Origin of the sequence: Paenibacillus sp. SAFN-117 (assembly GCF_051966115.1) — a bacterium.
GTDB lineage: Bacteria > Bacillota > Bacilli > Paenibacillales > NBRC-103111 > Paenibacillus_L > Paenibacillus_L residui.
In genome coordinates this window covers 23,523-44,574 of the sequence record NZ_JBQCLK010000018.1, presented here as the reverse complement: position 1 = coordinate 44,574, position 21,052 = coordinate 23,523, and the positions used below count along the sequence as shown (strand labels likewise).

The 21,052-nt window shown below is 53.3% G+C and carries 17 protein-coding genes; 12 read left to right on the top strand and 5 right to left on the bottom strand.

Annotated elements, in window-relative coordinates:
• Positions 1-63 precede the first annotated feature (63 nt).
• From ACTHRH_RS13325 to ACTHRH_RS13295, 7 genes are all read left to right on the top strand, one after another.
• Entirely contained in the window at positions 64-1,638 is a 1,575-nt protein-coding gene (locus ACTHRH_RS13325) for an FAD-dependent oxidoreductase (RefSeq protein ID WP_440416008.1), read from the top strand.
• Between the two features lie 388 nt (positions 1,639-2,026).
• Positions 2,027-3,580, top strand: coding sequence for an FAD-dependent oxidoreductase (locus ACTHRH_RS13320; RefSeq protein ID WP_440415943.1), 1,554 nt, complete (start codon positions 2,027-2,029; stop codon positions 3,578-3,580).
• The gene (locus ACTHRH_RS13315) at positions 3,549-3,782 is read left to right on the top strand and encodes a hypothetical protein (RefSeq protein WP_440415941.1); all 234 of its coding nucleotides are present in this window, start codon (positions 3,549-3,551) and stop codon (positions 3,780-3,782) included. Before ACTHRH_RS13320 ends, ACTHRH_RS13315 begins: the two co-directional genes overlap by 32 nt.
• 106 nt (positions 3,783-3,888) lie before the next feature.
• Positions 3,889-6,117 carry an FAD-dependent oxidoreductase gene (locus ACTHRH_RS13310; protein WP_440415939.1) on the top strand — a complete coding sequence of 743 codons (2,229 nt, stop codon included), beginning with the start codon at positions 3,889-3,891 and terminating at the stop codon, positions 6,115-6,117.
• Positions 6,118-6,452: 335 nt separating this feature from the next.
• The gene (locus tag ACTHRH_RS13305) at positions 6,453-6,782 is read left to right on the top strand and encodes a PadR family transcriptional regulator (protein WP_144932813.1); all 330 of its coding nucleotides are present in this window, start codon (positions 6,453-6,455) and stop codon (positions 6,780-6,782) included.
• Positions 6,769-7,311 carry an HAAS signaling domain-containing protein gene (locus ACTHRH_RS13300; RefSeq protein WP_440415937.1) on the top strand — a complete coding sequence of 181 codons (543 nt, stop codon included), beginning with the start codon at positions 6,769-6,771 and terminating at the stop codon, positions 7,309-7,311. The genes ACTHRH_RS13305 and ACTHRH_RS13300 overlap by 14 nt, the downstream gene beginning before the upstream one ends.
• Positions 7,308-8,144 (top strand): DUF4097 family beta strand repeat-containing protein, encoded by an 837-nt coding sequence (locus ACTHRH_RS13295; protein WP_440415935.1) that lies wholly within the window; start codon positions 7,308-7,310, stop codon positions 8,142-8,144. Before ACTHRH_RS13300 ends, ACTHRH_RS13295 begins: the two co-directional genes overlap by 4 nt.
• Positions 8,145-8,391: 247 nt before the next feature.
• Here the strand turns inward: ACTHRH_RS13295 and ACTHRH_RS13290 are convergent, their stop codons facing one another.
• The 3 genes from ACTHRH_RS13290 to ACTHRH_RS13280 form a co-directional block, all read right to left on the bottom strand.
• On the bottom strand, positions 8,392-9,219 hold the full coding sequence (locus tag ACTHRH_RS13290) for a sugar phosphate isomerase/epimerase family protein (protein WP_440415933.1): 828 nt from the start codon (positions 9,217-9,219) through the stop codon (positions 8,392-8,394).
• A 14-nt stretch (positions 9,220-9,233) separates the two neighbouring features.
• On the bottom strand, positions 9,234-10,241 hold the full coding sequence (locus ACTHRH_RS13285; protein ID WP_440415931.1) for a Gfo/Idh/MocA family protein: 1,008 nt from the start codon (positions 10,239-10,241) through the stop codon (positions 9,234-9,236).
• 115 nt (positions 10,242-10,356) lie between these two features.
• Entirely contained in the window at positions 10,357-11,166 is an 810-nt protein-coding gene (locus tag ACTHRH_RS13280; RefSeq protein WP_144932823.1) for a helix-turn-helix domain-containing protein, read from the bottom strand.
• Positions 11,167-11,939: 773 nt separating this feature from the next.
• On the opposite strand from ACTHRH_RS13280, the gene ACTHRH_RS13275 reads away from it, so the two are divergent.
• From ACTHRH_RS13275 to ACTHRH_RS13260, 4 genes are all read left to right on the top strand, one after another.
• On the top strand, positions 11,940-12,605 hold the full coding sequence (locus ACTHRH_RS13275) for a response regulator transcription factor (protein ID WP_191964339.1): 666 nt from the start codon (positions 11,940-11,942) through the stop codon (positions 12,603-12,605).
• A complete protein-coding gene (locus tag ACTHRH_RS13270; protein WP_379291418.1) occupies positions 12,602-13,978 on the top strand; it encodes a sensor histidine kinase in 1,377 nt (458 codons plus the stop codon). The genes ACTHRH_RS13275 and ACTHRH_RS13270 overlap by 4 nt, the downstream gene beginning before the upstream one ends.
• 74 nt (positions 13,979-14,052) lie before the next feature.
• Positions 14,053-16,275 (top strand): MMPL family transporter, encoded by a 2,223-nt coding sequence (locus tag ACTHRH_RS13265; protein ID WP_440415928.1) that lies wholly within the window; start codon positions 14,053-14,055, stop codon positions 16,273-16,275.
• A 28-nt stretch (positions 16,276-16,303) separates the two neighbouring features.
• Positions 16,304-16,744 (top strand): hypothetical protein, encoded by a 441-nt coding sequence (locus ACTHRH_RS13260; RefSeq protein WP_150959769.1) that lies wholly within the window; start codon positions 16,304-16,306, stop codon positions 16,742-16,744.
• Positions 16,745-17,215: 471 nt separating this feature from the next.
• Here ACTHRH_RS13260 and ACTHRH_RS13255 read toward each other — a convergent pair whose 3' ends face one another.
• Positions 17,216-17,899 carry a response regulator transcription factor gene (locus ACTHRH_RS13255; RefSeq protein WP_150959768.1) on the bottom strand — a complete coding sequence of 228 codons (684 nt, stop codon included), beginning with the start codon at positions 17,897-17,899 and terminating at the stop codon, positions 17,216-17,218.
• A gap of 71 nt (positions 17,900-17,970) precedes the next feature.
• Positions 17,971-19,476, bottom strand: a complete 1,506-nt coding sequence (locus tag ACTHRH_RS13250; protein ID WP_440415925.1) for a sensor histidine kinase — start codon at positions 19,474-19,476, stop codon at positions 17,971-17,973.
• Between the two features lie 138 nt (positions 19,477-19,614).
• Here ACTHRH_RS13250 and ACTHRH_RS13245 point away from each other — a divergent pair, with 138 nt between their 5' ends.
• The gene (locus ACTHRH_RS13245) at positions 19,615-20,937 is read left to right on the top strand and encodes an ABC transporter substrate-binding protein (protein WP_440415923.1); all 1,323 of its coding nucleotides are present in this window, start codon (positions 19,615-19,617) and stop codon (positions 20,935-20,937) included.
• The last annotated feature ends 115 nt before the right edge of the window (positions 20,938-21,052 follow it).

The following is a 21,052-nucleotide window of genomic DNA, read 5'->3' as shown; positions in this document are numbered from 1 at the left end:
CGGGCTTCGCATCCGGCTGTCCGAGCTTTTATTCTACGACATTGGAAAGGAGCCAGGCGGGTGATGAAACAGCTTCATGCAGACGTTGTTATTATTGGAGGTGGAACGGGGGGATGCGCGGCTGCCTTGGCTTGTGCCAAGATGGGCAAAAAGGTGCTCATGACCGAGGAAACGGACTGGATCGGAGGTCAATTGACAAGTCAGGCGGTTCCCCCGGATGAGCATACGTGGATCGAGCAGTTCGGTTGCACCGCCAGCTATCGGCAATTCCGGAATCGGGTGCGCGATTACTACAGCCGCAATTTTCCGCTGACGGCAGCAGCCCGCTCCGCTCTTTATTTGAACCCGGGCAATGCCACGGGAAGCCGCCGGGTAGCCCATGAGCCCCGTACCGCCTTGGCTGTCCTGAATGACATGCTGGCTCCCTACATTCATAGCGGGACGCTAATCGTACTGACTCGTTATAAATGTGTCCGTGCGGAAACATCGGGCGACGAAGTTGCAGCGGTCCATGTCCGGAGCCTGGACACGGGGGATGAGGTCGTGCTGACCGCCCCGTATTTTCTGGATGCCACGGAAGAGGGGGATGTGCTCCCCTTGGCCGGAGTCGAGTATGTAACCGGCTCGGAATCCGTCAGCCAGACCGGCGAGCCGCATGCCTTGGAAGGAGAGGCCGATCCTCAGGATATGCAGGCCTTTACTTACTGCTTCCTGGTCGATCATCTCGAAGGGGAGGATTTCACCATTCCGAAACCGGCCCAGTATGATTTCTGGAGGGAGTACCAGGCGGATTTCTGGCCTGACAAACAGTTAAGCTGGATGGGACTTGTTCCGCATACGCTGGAGCCGGTCCGTTACAGCTTCTTCCCGGACGGCAAGTCGTTCTCGTTATGGCAATACCGGAGAGTCATTGGCCGTTCCCTGTTTGCGGAAGGGACTTTTGCCAGCGATATGACGATCGTCAACTGGCCGCAGAACGATTATTGGCTCGGCTCCATCATCGATGTTCCGGAGGAGGAACGCATCAAGCATCTGGAGAACGCCAAGCAGTTGAGCTTGTCCCTGCTGTATTGGATGCAAACCGAGGCCCCGCGTCCGGACGGACGATACGGTTACCCGGGGCTGAGGCTTAGGAAGGATGCTGTCGGCACGGAGGACGGGTTGGCCAAGAGACCGTACATCCGCGAGGCAAGAAGAATTCGGGCCGAATTGACCATTCTGGAGCAGCATCTGAGTCCCGCATGCAGACCGGGATTAACGGCTGAAGATTACCCGGATTCGGTCGGCATCGGCTTCTACGGGATCGATCTGCATCCGAGCACGGGGCTGCGCACGTATATTGATATTCCGAGCCTGCCGTTTCAAATTCCTCTAGGCTCGCTCATTCCGGTCCGGGTCAACAATTTGCTGCCCGCATGCAAAAACATTGGCACGACCCATATTACAAACGGTTGCTATCGGCTGCATCCGGTCGAATGGAACATCGGCGAAGCGGCGGGTTATTTGGCCGCCTACTGTGTGGAGCACGGAGTCAAGCCGCGCGAAGTGCGCAATGATAAGCAGAAGCTGGAGGATTACCAGTCGATTCTGGTACAGGCCGGTGTGGAGCTGAAGTGGCCATCCATTCACGCGGTCTAGCGGGTAGAGCAAACAGACGCACGGAGGAAATTTGGGAACGGGGATAACTATCGCCGCTCCAACTGCCTTCGACTACTATCCCCTTCGCTCAGTTTGGCGGGGCAGAACCGTAGGAGCCCTATGTTTGGTGAAGAGGAGAACGGAGCAAAGGGGTTCGAACGGAATAGCTATCTGCTTGTTACGGAAATCTATTACGTCATAAACGGAAAGGGTTCGCTTATGCCAAAGCTGTCATCAGGAATCAGATGGAGGCTCCTCAAATAGAATAGCTTAAGCCAAGCATCAAGCATCAAGCGTCGCTTCAGGAGGAGCCTTGCTCTAAGCGGATCCGCCTATTGGGGTGAGGGTTGAATCCTAAGGGACTATCGAACAAAGGAGTGGTAGGATTGTGACGGATTTTAGCGGATTGTATTATTATAGGGCAAAAAAGAACCCGGCCCCGCCCATTCATGTTAAAGCCGATGTCTGCATCTACGGCGGCAGCTCGGCTGGGGTGGCGGCAGCCGTACAGGCGGCCCGGATGGGAATGAAAACGGCCCTCGTCGAATTCGGACGGCATCTGGGAGGTCTGACATCCGGCGGACTTGGGCGGACCGATTTCGGGAATAAGGCTGTGATCGGAGGAATATCACGCGAGTTTTATCGGGAGATCGGCCGGCATTACGGGAGCTCCGAGCCCGACGGCTCGGGGTGGATGTTCGAGCCGTCCGCGGCGGAGCGGATTTATCTGGACTGGGTGGAGCGTTATGATATCCCCGTCTATTTTGAACAGCGACTGGATCGGGCAGAATTGCGTGACGGCCGGATTGTCCGGATAGTCATGGAGGACGGAAGCACCTTCGAAGCGGGAATGTTCATTGATGCCACTTATGAGGGAGATTTAATGGCCCGGGCGGGCGTGTCCTATACGGTCGGACGCGAGGCGAATTCGATCTACCGGGAGACGCTGAACGGCATTCATTTCGGCAGTCCGAATCATAACTTCAAGGCCTGGGTCGATCCGTACGTTGTTCCCGGCAAGCCGGACAGCGGGTTGATCGCCGGGGTCCAGGATCTGGAGCCGGGCAGGCAGGGTGACGGCGATTCGTGTGTACAGGCGTACAACTTCCGGATCTGTTTGACCAATGTGGCAAGCAACCGGATCCCGTTCCCCGAGCCGCCGGGATATGACCCTGACCGCTTCGAGCTCCTGCTTCGCTATATTAACGCCGGGGTCTGGGATGCGATGCGGTTGCATGTCATGATGCAGCGCGGGAAAACAGACCTGAATAATTTCGGGGGCGTTTCGACCGATCATATCGGAGGCAACTACGCCTGGCCGGATGCCGGCTATTCCGAGAGGGAGCACCTCTTCCAGGATCACGTTAATTATAATCTCGGGATGCTGTATTTTCTGGCGAATGACGAACGGGTGCCGGCTTGGATTCGCGGTGAAGTGCGGCAGTGGGGGCTGCCTGCGGACGAATTCCCCGGATCGGCGAACTGGCCCCATCAGCTCTATGTCCGGGAAGCGCGTCGGATGGTTTCGGACTTTGTCATGACCGAGCATCATTGCCGGCACTTGGCGGTCGCGGAGGACTCAGTCGGGCTGGCGGCTTATGGTATGGATTCGCATAATTGCCGGAGGATAGTAATAGACGGCCGCTGCATTAACGAAGGCAATGTGGAAATCAGCCCCCCTGGGCCTTACCCGATCTCCTACCGCTCGATCATTCCGAAGGGTGAACAGTGCCAGAACCTGCTGGTGCCGGTCTGCCTGTCATCTTCGCATATCGCTTACGGCTCCATCCGGATGGAGCCGGTATTCATGGTCCTCGGGCAGTCTGCGGCAACGGCCGCCGGAGTGGCTCTGGCGCGCAGTCGAGCCGTGCAGGAAGTGGACTACACCATGCTTAGGGAGCATCTGCTTAGTGACGGACAGATACTGGAGTGGAAAGATTGAGGCTCATAGGAGCGGCAAAGTCCATCGGGCTCTGATCCGAGGCGGAGATGTTGTAGCAAACACCGGTCCGATGCAAGAACGGTATAAGGAAATGAACGTGATTACTTTGGAGCGGCAGGACCGGATTCGTTATAGGCGTGATTTGCTCTTACAGGAAAGCAGAACTCGTATGGCCGTAGTTGCCTCCGGTGCAGAAAATTGAACTCAATATGGGTATGGTTTCCGGAAGCGACAAGACGGACAGCAATGGTCGATATGACCGATCCCATGCTCAAGGAGGAGCCATTCGATATGGATGAGATGTCCGCATGAGTATTCAAAAGGAAGAAGACGCACGGTACAAAGTCGATGTGTTCGTTTACGGTGCAACTCCCGGTGGAATCGGAGCCGCCCTTGGCGCCGCACGAAGGGGCCGCCGGACACTGCTTGCGGAGCCGACCGGCCACTTCGGCGGGCTGATGACGAGCGGGCTGGGGCGCACCGATATCCTGTCGCTGGAGGCATCCGGCGCGGTTTTCCGTGAATTTGCCGGTAAGGTTTACCGGTATTACGCCGATACGTACGGAGAGGATTCGGAGCAGGCAAAGGCCTGCAATCAGGGGCTGTTCTTCGAGCCGTCGGTAGCGCATCGGGTGCTGACGGAGATGGTGGAACAGGAGCCGCTTCTGGAAATTATCATGCAGTGGGAATTGGAAGCCGTAGAATGGGAAGCTGAGGAACAGGCGGCCGCGGAAGCGGGTGTCGTGGAGTCTTGTTCGGCGGAATCTGATGCAGTGAAGCAGAAAGCCAAGGAGCCAAAGCCGGATATGGAGCCGGAAACACTGGAAGCGAATGAAGCGGGGCCGGGTACGATAAACAGGGCGGAACAGGCATCAACGGCAGCCTCTGCCGTAAAGCTGACGGGCGTTCTGTTGCGGCGGAGGGCGGATGAAGGCAGCGGCGGACATTTCGTTGCCGACATGGCCGAATCCCTGGAGAGAACGGCAAGGAAGACCGTGCGGGCCGGCATGTTTATTGACGCTACCTATGAAGGGGATCTGGCCGCAATGGCGGGTGTGCCTTGGCATTCGGGGCGGGAGAGCCGCGACGAGTGGAACGAGGAATATGCCGGCAAGCTGTACATGGATTTTGCGGCCAGCAAGGAAGTGTTTTCCGGAAGCACAGGAGAAGGAGACGAACGGATCCAAGCGTACAACTTCCGTCTGTGTCTGACCCAGAGGCCGGAGATCCGGATTCCGTTCCGCAAACCGGAAAGCTACTGCCGGGAGGATTATGCGAGCTTGGCCGGGGACGTAGCCGTCGGACGGGTACGCTCCATCTGCGACGTCATGAACATGCTCCCGGTTCCGAACGGCAAGACCGACTGCAATAATCATCATTATTGCATGTGTTCGACCGACTTGCCGGAGGAAAACCAGGAGTATGCGGACGGGGATGCAGCAGTGCGTGCCGCTTTCGTCCAGCGCCAGCGGGATTATATTCAGGGGCTGCTATGGTTCCTGCAGAACGATGAAGCACCGCCGGCGGAGTTCCGGGAAGAAGCGTTGACCTGGGGGTATGCCGGAGACGAATTTGCGGAGCATGGGCATTTTCCGCCGCAAATCTATGTCCGCGAAGCGCGCCGGATAGAAGGGGAGTACACCTTCACCGAGAACGATGCCCGGGTCGCTCCCGGTTTGGAGCGGGCCCCGGTGCATCCGGAGAGCATTGCGATCGGCGATTATCCGATTGATTCCCATGCGACCCGCAAGCGGGAGGCCGCCGGACGGGATCGGGCGCTTGAGGGGTTCCTCGGACTCGGCTGGCTGACGAAGGTGTACCAGATCCCTTACGGAGTCATTGTGCCGAAGCGGGTGGACGGCCTGCTCGTTCCGGTAGCGGTCTCGGCTACACATATGGGGTTCGGCACGATCCGTATGGAGCCCTGCTGGATGCAGCTCGGATTCGCGGCGGGCGTGGCCGGCGATCTGTGCCTGGCCGAAGGGACGACTCCGCGCAAGCTCCCGGTCGATGCGCTACAGCTTGAGCTGTTGGCGGCCAACCAGCGGATCACCTATTTTGCCGATATTCCGTGGGGCCATCCGGCTCGGGCCGCCGCGGAATATTTCGGCACCAAGGGCTTATTCACCTCGTATGAAGCCCGATTGGACGATCCGCTGCAGGCCGCCGAAGCTTCGCGCTGGATAGCGGCGGCCCGACTGCTGCCGGGGGGCCGAGCGCTGCCGTCTCTGCCCGCCACCGACCGGCTGCTGCCCGCCGGCGCCGACATGGGCCCGCGGCTGCCGCGGGAGGAGCCGCCGCCCGAGGAGCAGTGGCGCGAGCGGCCGCATTTGCCGTCGTGGCTCGCGGGCCGCTGGCACCGCGCGGCCTGCCGCGCACTTGGCGCCGGCGATGACGCGGGCGGCTGGGCCACGACGCTGGGCGATGAGCGGCGGCCCGTCACCCGCGGCGAGTTCTGCGCGCTGCTGTACAGCTTGCTGGCCGGTCAGCGGCAGCAGGCATCGGCAGTGAGCAGCGGCGCCCAGTGGCGGCGTTAATGCGGCAGCAATAGCGCAGCCGACATGGGAGCGGACGGGTCTCTAAAGTGATGAGGGCCGGGAGGTCAAACGAAAGGGTTGGGCATGAAACTTCTGCCCGACCCTTTTTAGCGTAGATAAGCAGTGAACGCTAAGCTTGCCGAAACAAAAACCAGTCATCGTGAAGCAATCGCATAAGGGTTTTTAATATTATTCGGCTGAGATCGAAAATCGGGAATGAAATAAACTTCAGTACCTTGCATTATTTTGTACCTTGTGATATTTTAATAATATACAGTACTATATAATATGCAATAGCTAGTAACGTCTACTACTACGAGACAGGTGTGATTCTGTTGAACGTACAGTTCAAGAAAGGTGTTCTGGAGTTGTGCGTGCTGGTACTGACAGCGAAGAAGGACCGGTATGGCTACGAATTGGTAAACCGGATATCGGAGAAGTTTCAAATCGCCGAAGGAACCGTCTACCCGCTTCTGCGCAGACTTACTCAGGAAGGTTATTTCACGACTTATTTGCAGGAATCTCAGGAAGGGCCGCCACGCAAATACTACAAGCTTTCCAAACAAGGCTGGATGATGATGACAGAGCTGGTCGTCGAGTGGAGGCAATTCACCACAGCGGTAGACGAAATCATTAGGGAGGCATTAGGCGATGACGAAGGCTGAATTTTTGGATGAATTGGAGCATTTGCTGGCAGGGATTCCCGCCCAGGATCGGCAGGAAATTATGGCCGATTATGAGGAGCATTTTGCAATAGGGAGGATACAGGGGAAGAGTGAAGCGGAAATTGTTCTGGCGCTGGGCAGTCCGAGACTGATCGCCAAAGAGATGAATGTACATTATCATCTTAAGCAGGCCGCGGAAAAAACTAATTTCGGGTCCACCATGCGTGCCGTGTATGCGTCGGTCGGACTTGGTTTTTTTAATCTGGCTTTTGTTCTCGGGCCGTTTGTAGCTCTATGTGCCGTTTTGGTGGCTTTTTTTGCCGTTGCCGCCGTTTTAATTGTGTCCCCCGTCTTGATCCTCCTTGAACCGGATAACGATTTGCTGTGGACGCTGCTGCTGGGTGCTACGCTTTGTTCGCTGGGAGTGCTTATCGGCGTCGGCACCCTTTCGCTGTCCAAGCTTTTTTACCGTGGGGTATTGAACTATTTGCAGTGGAACTTAAAGGTGATCAGGGGGAAGCGTAGATGAAAATAGTAGCGCGAACGGCCGCTGTCGTGTTCGTACTCGGATTAACCGGATGCATCCTTATGTGGATGACCGGCAGATTTGATCCTTTCATAACGGTCGATGAGAAACAGGTGATAGACGGTTCCTCCGTCCAGGCTATTGAGGTGGAAGCGGACTCGTTCGATGTGAGTGTGATACCTGGTGACGGCAATGATATCGAGATGCATTTATACGGGGAATATATAGACAGAAAGTTCAAGGACAAGTTTGAAATAACGGCTTCCGCTTCGGGAAACAGGCTTAAGATCAAGGCGGAATCTACGAAAAAATGGGCTTTTCTCACGATGGGAAGAACCAGCCCCGAAATAATCGTCAAAGTGCCGGAGAAGCTGTATGATGAAGTCCGTGTTCTTATGACCTCGGGGAATGTGGGCATCGAGGATCTGCAAGCCGGCCAGCTTGCTGTTCAGAGCACCAGCGGAAATACGAAAATCAGCGGGTTTAGTGGAAATCGCCTGGAATTTCAGGGGACATCCGGCAATGTCTCGATCCAAGAGGCTGAAGGGGAGTTGGCGGTCACTCTGACTTCCGGGAATGTGAAAATTTCGAACTCCACGCTTTCGAAAAACGCAGCTGTCAAAACGACGAGCGGAAACATTAACTTGTATGCGGAGGAATTTCCTTCATCCCTTCAGTTGGACCTGCGGACGGAATCCGGCAATGTGTCAGCGAAAGTCCCCAACTTAGTGTATCAGGAGAAGGAGGAGAACCGGATTGTCGGCCAAGTGGGGCAGGGTGGGCCGCTTCTGAAATTGCAGGCAACCAGCGGTAACGTTAAAATAGCCCAACAGTAGCGGATGAACCGCAGAGTCCCCGTTGATCGAAAACATCATTCCGACATTCTTGAACAGTCCGGCTATGGCCGGGCTTTTTTTATGCTTTGTGGCAGGGGCAGTGTTACGGAGGTCCGTCTGTTAAAGGCCTTGGTTTCTTCTTTCTGGAACTGTCCTATTCTCGCAGACTATACACACAGGAAGTCCAGCCCCGCCAAAAATTGCAAAACCGTCCGGTAGTTCAAATTTCGCCGGACGGTTTGGACATTCATCGCTCTCTGCCGATAATGATATCCAGATGATTGGACGTATCGAATACTGCCTGCAGCGGGTCTGAAGCGTATCTTCCGATTTCGGCGGTTACCGTATCGGTATAACCGATTTCCCGCAGGGCGGCTCTAACTTCCGGCCAGTTCACATCCCCTGATAGCAGGGGGACGAAGCCTTGCCCTGTGCCTACGCCGGGACGGAAGTCTTTGACATGAACTTTGAAAATATGCGACTGCAGGATGCGAATCCACTGCTGCGGATAACCGAATGCCAGAATGTTGCCTACATCGAAATAGACGCCGACCCAGGGAGAATTTACGCTCTCCACATAGCTTTTCATTTCGAGAGGTGACAGCAGAAACTTGTTCCACACGTTCTCGATTCCAATCTTCACCCGGCGCCGTTCCGCCTCCCGAGCGAGTCCATTCAGCTCCTTCAGGCTTCGCTCATAGCAAGCGTCGTAGGAGGTCGTCTCATTGACGGCGCCCGGAACGACCAGCACTGTATCGGCTCCGAGCAGCTCCGCCAGCTCCAATTGCTTGCGGACGACCTGACAGCCCTGCTCGCGTACGGTCGCATCATCGGAGGAAAGGGGATGCCGCCAGAGGAGGGAGGTCGAGATGCTGCGAAGCTGCAGCCCGTATTGGCGGGCGAGCCGGCCAATCTCCTCTGCCTCTGCCGCACTTGTTTCCATAGTCAGCCCGACTCCTCCGGCAGGGTTTACATTAAGCTCCACAGCATCGTAGCCCGCCTCGCGGCTTACTTCAAACAGACGTTCCAGCGGATAACCTTCAGGAAAGCACCATTGATTGACTCCTTTTAGCATCGATAAGTCCTCCTTTATTCAAAAGTAGGCGGATGCTCCGGGGAGGCTGCCGGCGGCGTTGACTCTATTCCGTGTGCCGCTGCCGATTCATTGGCGGTTAAAGTAACGGCCAATGTTTTGACGGCCTCGGAATAATCACCCAGCACCAGCTCGCGATTACCGGTTCTGACCGCTTCGACAAAAGCGCGGTCCTGCTCGAATACAAAGTCGGTTTCGCATTTTTCCTCATGACGCTGCCCGTTGTCGATAATGAGAAGGGATTTGCCGTTAATGGAAACATAGAAATTATGGCCGAACAGCTCCACCTCTCCTCGGCCCACATATTGGGACAGACAAGTGTTGCTGATCGTTCCGACCGCTCCGGATTGCAGGGTGAACGATACGACGCCGACGTCGGGTACGGTCGCTTCCGGATGCTCCCGATGGATGTGCCTTCGTCCGTAGATCGCCTGGATGTCGCGGAAATCCCCCGCCAGATAACGAATGAGGTCGACCTGATGAGTCGACATTTCCACAAGCTGTCCGCCGGACCGTTCCATGATCCGCCACCAGGGAACGCCGGGCATGCCCCCGATCCGATACGCCAGGATCATGTCGATCTGTCTGCCGGCCAGGAACTGCCGGGCTTTCTGTACGGTATCCAGATAACGCAGACAGTAGCCAGACGAATGAATGATGCCGGAGTCGCGAATGATGTTCTCCTTGCGGCGGGCTTCCTCCAGGTTCAAGCCGACGGGCTTCTCCGCCAGCAGGTGGAGTCCTCTTTGGGCAGCGGCCTCTTCAATGTCTCCCCGTGCAAACGGAGGGGTACAGATGAACAAGGCGTCCACCTGGCCGGAATCCATAAGCTGATCTCTGCTTTCATAAGCCGTCGCCCCGTACTCTTGAGCGATTTGCCGCGCTCTGGCTTCATTAATATCGAAGACAGCCGTAATTTCGGCGCCCTCTATCCTTTCGAGCGCTTTCATATGCCCTTCGGCCATACCGCCAACGCCGATAAATCCGATTCTGACTTTGTTCATTTTAATGCCCTCCTCGTCTTCAAGAGTCGAGTATGTACAGACACAACGATAGTACATCCGCGCATGATTGTATTTATGGAAATAGAGCTATTATTTACGCAAAAAAAATCGGCAGTCAGTTTTTGGACAGACCGCCGTTTTTCATCTGATGGTTTCTTCGCCAAACCGTCGGAGAAACTCCCTCTACCGCCTTAAACCATTGCGAGAACGAGTGCAAGCGGCCGAATCCGACCTGCGCTGCGATTTCATTGACATCTTTACCGGTTGAGTTGAGCAGCCATTTTGCTTCCTGCATGCGGCATTGCTGCTGATATTGCTTGGGGCTCATCCGGTACACCCGCTCGAACATGCGGCGAAAGCCGGCAACCGTCATTCCGGCCAGCTCGGCGAGGTCGGCCATTTGTACAGGCTGACGCAGATTCTCGCGAATATAGTCTGCCGCCTTGGTAACCGTCATCGCTTGCAGATCCGACTGTGTATGCTCCAGCAGAAACAGCAGCAGCACCTCAATCCAGGCTGCATGAGTTCTGGACCTATGTTTCAGCGGCGAGGTCAGCAAGCGCAGCCATTCCCGGAACAACTGCTCAAACCGTTCCTTATCCAGGTTGGACAAAGCGGCCAGGGAGGGCTGGCGCTTCTCCGGGGCAAGCTCCGCAGTGAGTTCCAGCAGCCTCGGAGGCAGGCCTTCCAGATGGATAACTCCGAAGCGGACATGTGAAACAGCGGCAAAACGATGGGGGATCGAAGGCGGAACAACAATGACGTGACCGGCCTCGATATGCCTTTTTTTCTCCGGCCACTCGAACAATCCCCGCCCTTCCAGGACAAGACTGATCTCGAGGGTAGGATGATGATGAAACCCGTCGTCGTACCAGTTTTCTTCGTGAGTGCCTATAAAGCTCCTGACTTCGAAAGGTGTTTGCATGGTAACGGACCTCCACGGCCTTCGGGCCGTAAAATTTGTCGCTAAAGGGATTATGGCACTGAATCGGATAAGGCGCAATAAGCTTATTTAAGATTACTTTATGATCCCCTCTTTCATCCCTTCAGCGATGCATCTGTCTGTTATCCCCTCGAGTCAGAAAGACCTGCGTGGTTGAACTCCTCGCTGAAGCCTCGATCCATTAGTTGGGCTTCCTCTGTTGATGCATCTGTCTGTTATCCCCTCGAGTCAGAATGCCTGCGTGGTCGAGCTCCTCGCTGAAGCCTCGATCCATTAGTTGGGCTTCCTCTGTTGATGCATCTGTCTGTTATCCCCTCGAGTCAGAAAGGCCTGCGTGGTCGAGCTCCTCGTTGAAGCGTCGTTCCATCGGCTGGGTTTTTGCCGTTTTATCGGATCTTATTTGATGGAAGTCCGGATGTAAGTCTTCTAGAATCCTGAACGAAAGGGATAACGGTCGGAAGGCCGTGGGAGCAGATATGGGCAGATAAGAAAGGTACTGAGGTAAGGGGAACTGAGGTTAGGGGATAACACCCGGAGGAAGGAGAAAGAGACACGTCCGCATAAAGTTACTGTTCCTCACGAAGCGCTCTCAAAGCGTGCAGCCATGAAAATTTGCTATTATTCATAATAAGAGTACAATTCCGCATGGGGTGTCAAAGGCACAGATCATACTAAGGATATGATCCCAACGTTTATTTTTTACCGTACATAAATACTTTGGTTGAAGGGGTCGGGTGAACTTGAGAATCCATATTATGACGGCAGACGATGATCCTAATATTCGCGAGCTGCTTCGTTTTATTCTCCGGAAGGAGGGGTATGCCGTATTCGAAGCGGAGAACGGGCGGCAGGCCTCCGCGTTGCTGGAGAGCGAGCAGATTCATCTGGCCATTGTTGATGTGATGATGCCGGGGAAGAACGGCTGGGAGCTGTGTGAGGAAATCCGCAAGCATTATGATATTCCTGTCATTCTGCTGACCGCCAAAGGGGAACTGGCCGATAAGGAAAAAGGTTTTATCTCCGGAACGGATGATTACCTGGTAAAGCCTTTCGAGCCTAAAGAATTGCTGTTCCGGATCAAAGCGCTATTGCGCCGGTATCAAATGGTCTCCTCCGAATTGATTAAGCTGAACGATACCGTCATTGACCGGAAAAGCTACGAGGTCAGGATTGGAAACGAGACGGTCGTTCTTCCGCTGAAGGAGTTTGAGCTGCTCTCCCAATTAGCCAGCCAGCCGGGCCGTATCTTTACAAGGGAGCAGCTGCTCGCGCTCATCTGGGGGAACGATTATGAAGGGGATAGCCGCACAATAGATGTGCATATCAAACGCCTGCGCGAAAGGTTCCATGAGCGGACCGGGGACTTTAAAATTACGACGGTGCGCGGGATTGGATATAAGCTAGAGGTGCACGAAGAATGAGAACCTTATATATTCGTATTGTCGCTACCTTTATCGGCATAGCGTTGGCCAGCAGTATTGTGGCTATCGTTCTCGTTAATTTTTATTATCTTGCCCATATGAGGGAGTACAACGAGCAGAAGATCATGAACATCGGTCAGGAAATCCGGGACCTGTTCGAAGAGACACCCGGAATGGACCTGGACAATTATTTGACCCGGATCGGTCATATGGGCTTTCAAATCTATGCCGTCAACGACCGGATGGAGGGAGTCTTTTATGGGGCTCCCTTTAAGCATACGGATTTTGAGGAGGATCAGGTTCGCCAAGTGCTTGCCGGGGAAATTTATCACGGGATTCTGGAGGAACGTCACTTGCTGATGGTCTCCGGTTTCTTCGAGAACAGCATTCGTAACAGTGTTGGCTTGCCTATCGAAGCTAACGGACGCACTTATGCCATATTCGTACGTCCCAATTTGGAACAGCAGATTGGCGAGGTGCGGATATTGATGGCCTTGCTTCTTGCGTTCACCTTCTTGTGCAGCATTGCTTTGATCATTATTTTCACGAGATATATTGTCAAACCGTTGAAAAAGCTGACGGAAGCCACGGACAAAATTGTGCGGGGAGATTACAACATCCAGTTGGATGCTGCGAGGCGGGACGAGATCGGGGATTTGGCCAGCCACTTTCAATCGATGGCTCGTTCGCTCAAGCAATTGGACGAGATGAGGCAGGAATTCGTCGGCAACGTCTCACATGAAATTCAATCTCCGCTAACGTCGATTCAAGGTTTCGCCCAAGCCATTCTGGCCAAAGAAGCTTCTCCCGAAGAGGAGGAGCGCTATTTGCAGATCATCGAGGAGGAGAGCCGGAGGTTATCTTCCTTAAGCAAGCAGCTTCTAACCCTGGCGGCGTTAGACAAGGAAACGGCTGTCATGAAGAAAACGGCATTCCGCTTGGACGAACAAATCCGGCAAATTCTGATCGTTACCGAATGGCAATGGTCGGAGAAGGGATTATCGGTGGAGCCGGAGCTTCCGGAAATCGTTATAACCGCGGATCCCGAGCTTCTGTATCAGGTGTGGCTTAATTTGATGACGAACAGCATTAAATTTTGCCGTCCGGGGGACACGATTCGCATCGAAGTTCAGGTAAACCGGGAAATTGTCATCCGCTTCATCGATACCGGTATAGGCATTGCTCCCTCCGAGCTTCCTTATGTGTTTGCCCGGTTCTATAAGGCGGACAAAACCAGAAACCGCCTCCAGGCCGGAAGCGGGCTGGGTCTGTCCATCGTCAAAAAAATCATAGACCTGCACGGCGGGACCATACAGGCGGAGAGCGTGCCCGGCCAAGGGACGGTTTTCACGGTGTCTTTGCCGCATTTGTAATGCTCCGTTCATCTTCCGTTCATATTCCTGTCCTACAATCATGGCAGAATCAGGACAGGAGGTTAGAAGTCGGAATGGATCGTTTCTTTCACCGTTGGGCCCGGATGGTCAGCAGCCCGAGAGGCGCCAAAACCGTTATCGCTTGCTGGCTGATCTTGATCCTCGCGCTAAGCGCTTTTGCTCCCGGGTCGAAGCCTTATGCGGTCAGCAGCGGGGAAGGGAGTGTGCGCAACAACACTCCATCTGCCGAGGCCCAAGCAATTATGGACGAGCATTTTCCGTCCGGGGAGGATCTGGCGGCTCTTCTCGTATTTCATAGTCAAGGAAAAATGCCTGCGGAAGACCGCGATAAAATCAAGCGGATCAGTGAGTGGCTGGCTTCGGAGGACAAGCCGCAGCATGTCGCGAGCGCTCTGCCGTTTCACCAGTTTCCCGATGCCGTTCAGGACAAGATGTTCTCGGAGGATCAATCAACCGTGCTGCTGAATGTAGCCTTGGAGAAAGATTTGGAATCCGATCAAATCTACGAGACTTTGCAGGAAATCAGAAGCCGGGTTGAGCAAATTAAGGGGGCAGGCCTGCAATTTGAAATAACAGGCCCGGCAGGAATAGCAGCCGATACGATAACTCTTTTTAAAAACGCGGATTTTGTCTTGATGCTGGCTACGATCGGCTTGATTCTCGTTATTCTGATCTTCATTTACCGTTCCCCGCTGCTGGCGCTCCTTCCGTTAATCATCGCGGCCATGGTCTACCAGGTCGTGGATCGCGTGTTGGGAATCGCAGCCTGGAACGGATGGTTGATCATTGACAAACAGGCATTATCCATCATGATGATTCTGCTGTTCGCCGTTTTGACCGATTATTGTTTATTCGTGATTTCCCGATACCGGGAGGAATTGAAGAAAATCGGTTTCAAGTACGACGCCATGAAGGTTGCAATGGCGCAGGTAGCCGAGCCGATTTTGTTTAGCGGAGCTACCGTTTTTATCGCCATGCTCACTTTGTTTGCAGCGGTTTTTAAGCCCTACCACCATTTCGCCCCGGTGTTTTCGGTAGCGGTGATCGTCATGCTGATCGGTGGGTTGACGCTGATCCCCGCCTTATTTGCTCTGATTGGCAGGAAAGTGTTCTGGCCCTTCGTTCCCAAGCTGCAGGATGGGACAAACAAGGCTACAGGCTTTTGGACCCGCATAGGTGCTGTTGTCACTAAAAAACCGGCGGCCACGGCAATGATTTTATTGCTGCTGCTTGGCGCCGCATCCTTCAATATCGGCAGTATGAGCTATTCCTTTAATTTAATGAAATCCTTCCCCGAACATATTTCTTCACGGCAAGGGTTTGAAATATTGGAGGACCGTTTTCCTCCGGGAAAGCTGGCTCCGGTTTCCGTCGTTCTGCACTCGGACAAGGAGATAGAGCTGACGGAGTCCTTCGTCAACAAGTTGGCGGCTCTCGTAGAATCACTTCAAGGGGAGGACGGGATCTATGAGATCAAGCCGGATATAACACCGGATTTGGCCCAGCCGGATGCGCCTCTGCCCAGAAGCTTAATGGCGGAATCCCGAAAGGCTGTTAAACTGCAAGTCACCTTGAAGGAAAATCCTTATGACCCGACTGCTTTAAATTTGATAGAAGCACTTAGGGAGAAGAGCACCGCGTTATTGAAAGACAGCGGACTCGACCCGTCCCGTTATTCAATGCACTATGCGGGACAGACCGCGGAGCAAGCGGATGTGCGTATGATGAATCAGCGCGATATTCTCGCCACCTTTTCGCTGATTACTCTGTTCATAACGATCATGCTCGCCCTGCAGACGAGATCGATTCTAATGGCCATTTGTATGATGGCGACCATCTTGTTGTCCTATACAGCGACAATGGGGCTTGGATGGATGATCTTTCATCACATTCTCGGATATGAGGCGATCAGCTACCGTCTTCCGGTATATACCTTTGTATTCCTGATCGCACTGGGGGTTGACTATAACATTATGCTCGTGTCCCGGATCAAGGAGGAGGCGGAAAAGCATGAATGGAGAGAGGCCATCCGCAGGGGAGTTTCGAGAACGGGAGGCGTCATTTCATCGGCGGGGATTATTCTGGCAGCGACCTTCTGCGTTCTGATTACACAACCGCTTCAGGAGCTGTTCTTGTTCGGAATGACTATGGCGCTCGGAATTCTGATGGATACGTTTCTCGTTCGCGGACTGCTGCTTCCTTCCATTCTGAGCTTGACCGGAGGAAGAAGAAGATATCTTCGGGGGAGCAAGATAAATAAAGCTATTGGAGAGTAACTATTAGGGACTCAAGGGAGGAGAAGCAATGTTCGGATTTTGGTTGTTCCTGCATCTGGCAGGCTTGTTCCTGTGGCTTGGCGCACTCCTGGCGCAAACAGTCGTTCTCGGTATTCTGCAGAAGCAGCTAGACTCGGATACGGGCAATACGCTGGCTATAAAAGTTATCCGCAACTTCAGCCTGTTTTCCCATCCCGGGGCTGTGCTGGTTCTGATCAGCGGAGTATTTCTCATCGTCCAAATGGGATTGGGAGCGGATAAGCCCATGTGGCTGGAGGTTATGGAAAAGGGCGGGGGAACGATCACCATTCTCGCTTTAATCATTACGGGAATATGGGGAAGGAAGGTGAAAAGACGGCTTCGCGGAGGTTCGGGTCAAGCCGTCAAGCTAAACGGTTATTTGACGGTATTAACCAGTTTCATGGTGCTGATTCTAGGAATAGTGCTTGTCGTCAGTCTGAGAATATAAAGGCATGGAATCCATACTCAACTTTTGAAGAACGAATATTGATTAGAAGGTATATACTGCACAAATATCAAATCATCGCTTCGTTTGGCGGTAGCGATTAACTGTATTTTATGTAGGTAAATTGCCAACGAATGGTAAAAAGTGATTGAGTAAATGGAAAAACTACATTTAGAATCAAGACTTTTTGCTAAAATCACTTTTTTGCACAAACTAGCTGTAGTTTTTCCACTTAGTTTCCGTCTTTTGCTCCAGAGGTGAAAACTAGCTGTATAAAATCCAGTTAGTGCCATGTCGCTTGAGAAGGCACCGGTGGAAAATGGAAATAGACGAGTTCCAGACGCACCTTTCTGCGAGTAGACTGATTGCAAGGCATCCGCAGAAAATGAAAATAGACGGATTTACATCCAAAATTAAATCCGCCCGGCACATCCATTATATTTTGGACGTTTCCGCCGGGCGGATTTCTCATGCTTACAGCTTCTTCAACACCTCGAAGATCCTCAGCTCGTTAACGGCGCCGACAACGTCCGCCGTGCTCGGCATATCGAACTTCTTCAGAATGCTGCTGATCTGCTTCTTGACGGTTTCCGGCTCGACCGATCGTTCAGCGGCAATCTCCCTGCGGGACTTGTTGTCGCACAGAAGCTTCAGCACCTGCAGTTCGCTCGGAGTGAGCTCGGAAATTATACGGATAATGTATAGAAGGCTCGCTTCATTGCGCTTGACCCGTACAAATTCATCGCGGATTTTCTGGGCGATGATCGGTCGGATCGGTGATTGGTCTCCATGGGCCTGCCGAATGGCATCGGCAATCTCATCCGCAGGGGCCGACTTCAGGATATAGTCCTTAATCCCGCTCTGAAAAGCGGCAAAGATAATATTATCATCATTATGCACCGTGATGACAATAATCCGGATGTGCGGCAGCTTCTCATAAATCTGCTTGGCGGCATGGATGCCCGCATAGGCGTCCTCCATCTCGATGTCCATCAGGATGATGTCCGGCTGGTGCATGGCGGCATACAGTACGGCTTCGTAGCCCGACTTGGCCGAAGCGACCAGCTCCATGTCCGGACACCCGGAGATGATCCGCTCCAGACGGCGGCGATGCGCTTCCATGTCGTCTGCGATCAATACCCTGATAAGTTCTTTCATGGAATTCACCTCCCGGGGGTATGTTTTATCCCCCCTGCTTTCTTAAGCGTAATCATAGGGATGCCGTTGAATTAAAGGATAGGCAGCACAATTTTGAAGGTGGTGCCCTCTCCTTCGCGGCTCTCCGCCGTAATTTTGCCGTCATGGCCTTCTACGATCCGGTGACAGTAGGACAAGCCGATTCCCCAGTTGTTCACGGATGCCTTCGTCGTGAAGAACGGGGTGAAAATCCGCTCAAGCAGCTCTTCATCCATCCCCGGCCCGTTGTCGGTTATCGAAATGATCCCCCACCGGTTCTGTTTTTCCAAGTAAATAACGGTTCGCCCCTCGCGGTTTAGCCTGGACATAGATTCCGCTGCGTTCACCAGGATATTATGGATGGTCTCTCCCATTTGTTGAACGTCGATATAGGCAACAGGCAGCTCCGGCGCCGCGGAAACGTTAACCTCTATCTCAGGGTAATGCTGCCTGAAGCGTTCAACGGCGGCATGCACCGGCTCCTCTATAGAAACCGGTTGCAAGTTTAGCTGGATATTGCGCAGCTTGCCCGCAGCGGAATGAATGTTGTCCATCGCTGTGCGGCATGAGGACAGCATCAGGTCGAGGCTGTAGACGGTTTCCTCGTCAGCGGCATGCTTTTCCTTCAAATATTCGGCCTCCGACTGAATAGCGAGCAGATGATTTTTGAGCGCATGGGTGAACGCGCGAATGCCCAAGCTGGCGGTGTCGATGCTTTTGTTAATTTGAATATCCCGGTTCCGGCGGTACGTTTCTATCGAGTTATAAGTGTAGATGATGTAAATCATGATGGCGAATGCCAGAAATACGATATACGGAAACAGGTTGAAGACCAGACCGTTGGCGCGAATTTGCGGCTGCAGGTAGTTCGTGTAGCCTTCAACGACCGTTGCCCGGACAAGCACCCGGGGAGCCCAGGAAAACAAAAGACAATAAATGACCGATACCGGAAGCAGGCTGAGCAAATGAAACAGAGAATAGTTCTTCAAAAACCGGATCTTCGGATAGGTTACATAATCATAGGCCAGCAGCAGGAATGCGGCCAACAGAAACAGGCGATTGATCCAGCGAAATCCCGTATCGAGCCCGTGAACGAAGGCAGCCGTTCGATCCGGGGCAAATACGCCGCCGTCGAACATCCAGTTTTGCAGCCAGTTCTGGAATCCGGGATCGTAATAAACTGCTTGTACAATAAGAATAACCAGGGCGGGCCATTGAAAATAGGCCGGCCGCAGCATTCGGTCCCTGCGTGTAAACGTAACGGCAAACCCGAGCAGGCAGTAAGGAAACATCAATACGCCCACGTTCAGCATCCGGATGAGAAGGTCCGGATTCAAGCTGTTCAGCACCAGATAGTTCCAGGTCCCCGGGCTGAAATCGAAAAACCGGTGGATCACGTTATAGTAAAAATTGAATTTGCTCAAATATAAAACCAATGAGACAAACGAAACAATCCAGCCGAACAATATGCCGTAAAGCCAACGGGTCGAAGAGCTGTTCAGCTTGCGATACGTCAGCAGGACCGCAATGACAACGAAGCTTATCGTGAAATACAGCATGCTTTCATCTCCGATGATGGTTGCGGCGGGGGAGGGGGTATAATGTTTTCACCTTCACGAATAGCCTCTGGCCCCGATACAATCAGAAGTACAAAAATTAAGCGATTTCATCATACTAAACTTCAGGGGGGTTTTCAAATGAAAATAAACAAGAAGGTAATGAACGCGGCAGCGTTTACCGTCATTGTCGGACTGTTGGCAGGCTGTGGCTCCAATACAGTCAATCCGTCTAATGGAGCATCTCCGGACGGCGGGAAGTCCCCGGCAGGCGAGGTCAAATTGAAAATGACGGTGCTTCCCGATGATTTGGACGAATTCCAGGCAGCCTATGAGGAGTTTCAGAAGGAAAATCCTAATATCAAGGTGGAATTCGAAACGATTCCGCAGAAGCAGTATTACGATAAGCTGCGGCTTCAATTGTCCTCCGGCGAAGCTATCGATCTGTTCGGAGGCAATATGGATTCCTTCCTTGATACCGGAATTTTGGAAGAGCTGGATGATTACATCAAACAGAGTAATACGGATGTTTCCGGCTTCGGTCCGCTGTATGACACTCTTAAAGTAAACGGCAAGGTATACGGTCTGCCGTATCGCAAATCGAATTGGATGCTCTATTACAATAAAACGCTGTTCGATCAAGCGGGAGTCGACTATCCGAAGGCCGATATGACATGGGACGAGTTCCGGGAATTGGCCCAGAAGATGACGAAAGGCAGCGGGGCGGACAAAATTTACGGCGCATACCTGCAGCAATGGCCGCAAACCTGGTACATGCAGGCTGTGCAGTCGGGCGCTTCGATCATCGACAAAGATTTGACTCCGTTCCATAAGGCGCTGCAGCTCCGCGTCGATATGGAGAAGGACGGCTCCATCATGACCTGGTCCGAGCAGGTAACGACTTCGGCTCATTATAACTCGGTTTTCCAGAAGGGCAATGTAGCGATGAACCTCATTGGCGATTGGCATATTGCACAGCTTCGCAAGGCAGAGGATGAAGGGAAAATCAGCTTCGATTGGGACGTCGTGCCGATCCCGCATCCGGAAGGAGTACCGGCCAATACAAGCCTGGCTACCCCGGTTTCCGTCATGATCAACAAGAACAGCAAGCATAAGGAAGAAGCCTATAAGGTGCTGGAGTTCATGACCGGTCCCAAAGGGGCTAAAGTGTTCGCGGCCAACGGATTGCTGACCGGCTTTACGAATGAGGAGATCAAGCAGGCTTACATCGGCGACGGATCGCGCAAGCCCGAAAATATTCATTATTTCCTTGAGCAAAAGGAATACCCGGAATACCCGCTTCTGCCCGGTGTGAAAAACATCGTCGTCAACACGATATTCACTCAGGAAGGCGAGCTGGCTTTGTCCGGGGAGCAGACGGTCGATAAGGCCATCGAGCGAATTTCCGATCGCGTTCAGAAAGAATGGGCCGACAAGTTCGGCAAAGATTTCGCGGCGAAATAAGCGGAAGACCGCCTTTATTAATGCCGGTCCGGCTTGTCCGATTCGCGGGACGGCACGTCGGCATCAGCAAACCTGATAACATGGCCACTCATCGGAGCCGCTATACGCATACGGC

Excerpts from the sequence above, each read along its gene's own strand:
- ACTHRH_RS13290 (WP_440415933.1), bottom strand. The coding sequence starts at position 9,219 with ATGCTAAAAGGAGTCAATCAATGGTGCTTTCCTGAAGGTTATCCGCTG.
- ACTHRH_RS13310 (WP_440415939.1), top strand. The coding sequence starts at position 3,889 with ATGAGTATTCAAAAGGAAGAAGACGCACGGTACAAAGTCGATGTGTTC.
- ACTHRH_RS13275 (WP_191964339.1), top strand. The coding sequence starts at position 11,940 with ATGACGGCAGACGATGATCCTAATATTCGCGAGCTGCTTCGTTTTATT.
- ACTHRH_RS13325 (WP_440416008.1), top strand. The coding sequence starts at position 64 with ATGAAACAGCTTCATGCAGACGTTGTTATTATTGGAGGTGGAACGGGG.
- ACTHRH_RS13250 (WP_440415925.1), bottom strand. The coding sequence starts at position 19,476 with ATGCTGTATTTCACGATAAGCTTCGTTGTCATTGCGGTCCTGCTGACG.
- ACTHRH_RS13260 (WP_150959769.1), top strand. The coding sequence starts at position 16,304 with ATGTTCGGATTTTGGTTGTTCCTGCATCTGGCAGGCTTGTTCCTGTGG.
- ACTHRH_RS13280 (WP_144932823.1), bottom strand. The coding sequence starts at position 11,166 with ATGCAAACACCTTTCGAAGTCAGGAGCTTTATAGGCACTCACGAAGAA.
- ACTHRH_RS13270 (WP_379291418.1), top strand. The coding sequence starts at position 12,602 with ATGAGAACCTTATATATTCGTATTGTCGCTACCTTTATCGGCATAGCG.
- ACTHRH_RS13295 (WP_440415935.1), top strand. The coding sequence starts at position 7,308 with ATGAAAATAGTAGCGCGAACGGCCGCTGTCGTGTTCGTACTCGGATTA.
- ACTHRH_RS13300 (WP_440415937.1), top strand. The coding sequence starts at position 6,769 with ATGACGAAGGCTGAATTTTTGGATGAATTGGAGCATTTGCTGGCAGGG.
- ACTHRH_RS13265 (WP_440415928.1), top strand. The coding sequence starts at position 14,053 with ATGGATCGTTTCTTTCACCGTTGGGCCCGGATGGTCAGCAGCCCGAGA.
- ACTHRH_RS13255 (WP_150959768.1), bottom strand. The coding sequence starts at position 17,899 with ATGAAAGAACTTATCAGGGTATTGATCGCAGACGACATGGAAGCGCAT.
- ACTHRH_RS13245 (WP_440415923.1), top strand. The coding sequence starts at position 19,615 with ATGAAAATAAACAAGAAGGTAATGAACGCGGCAGCGTTTACCGTCATT.
- ACTHRH_RS13285 (WP_440415931.1), bottom strand. The coding sequence starts at position 10,241 with ATGAACAAAGTCAGAATCGGATTTATCGGCGTTGGCGGTATGGCCGAA.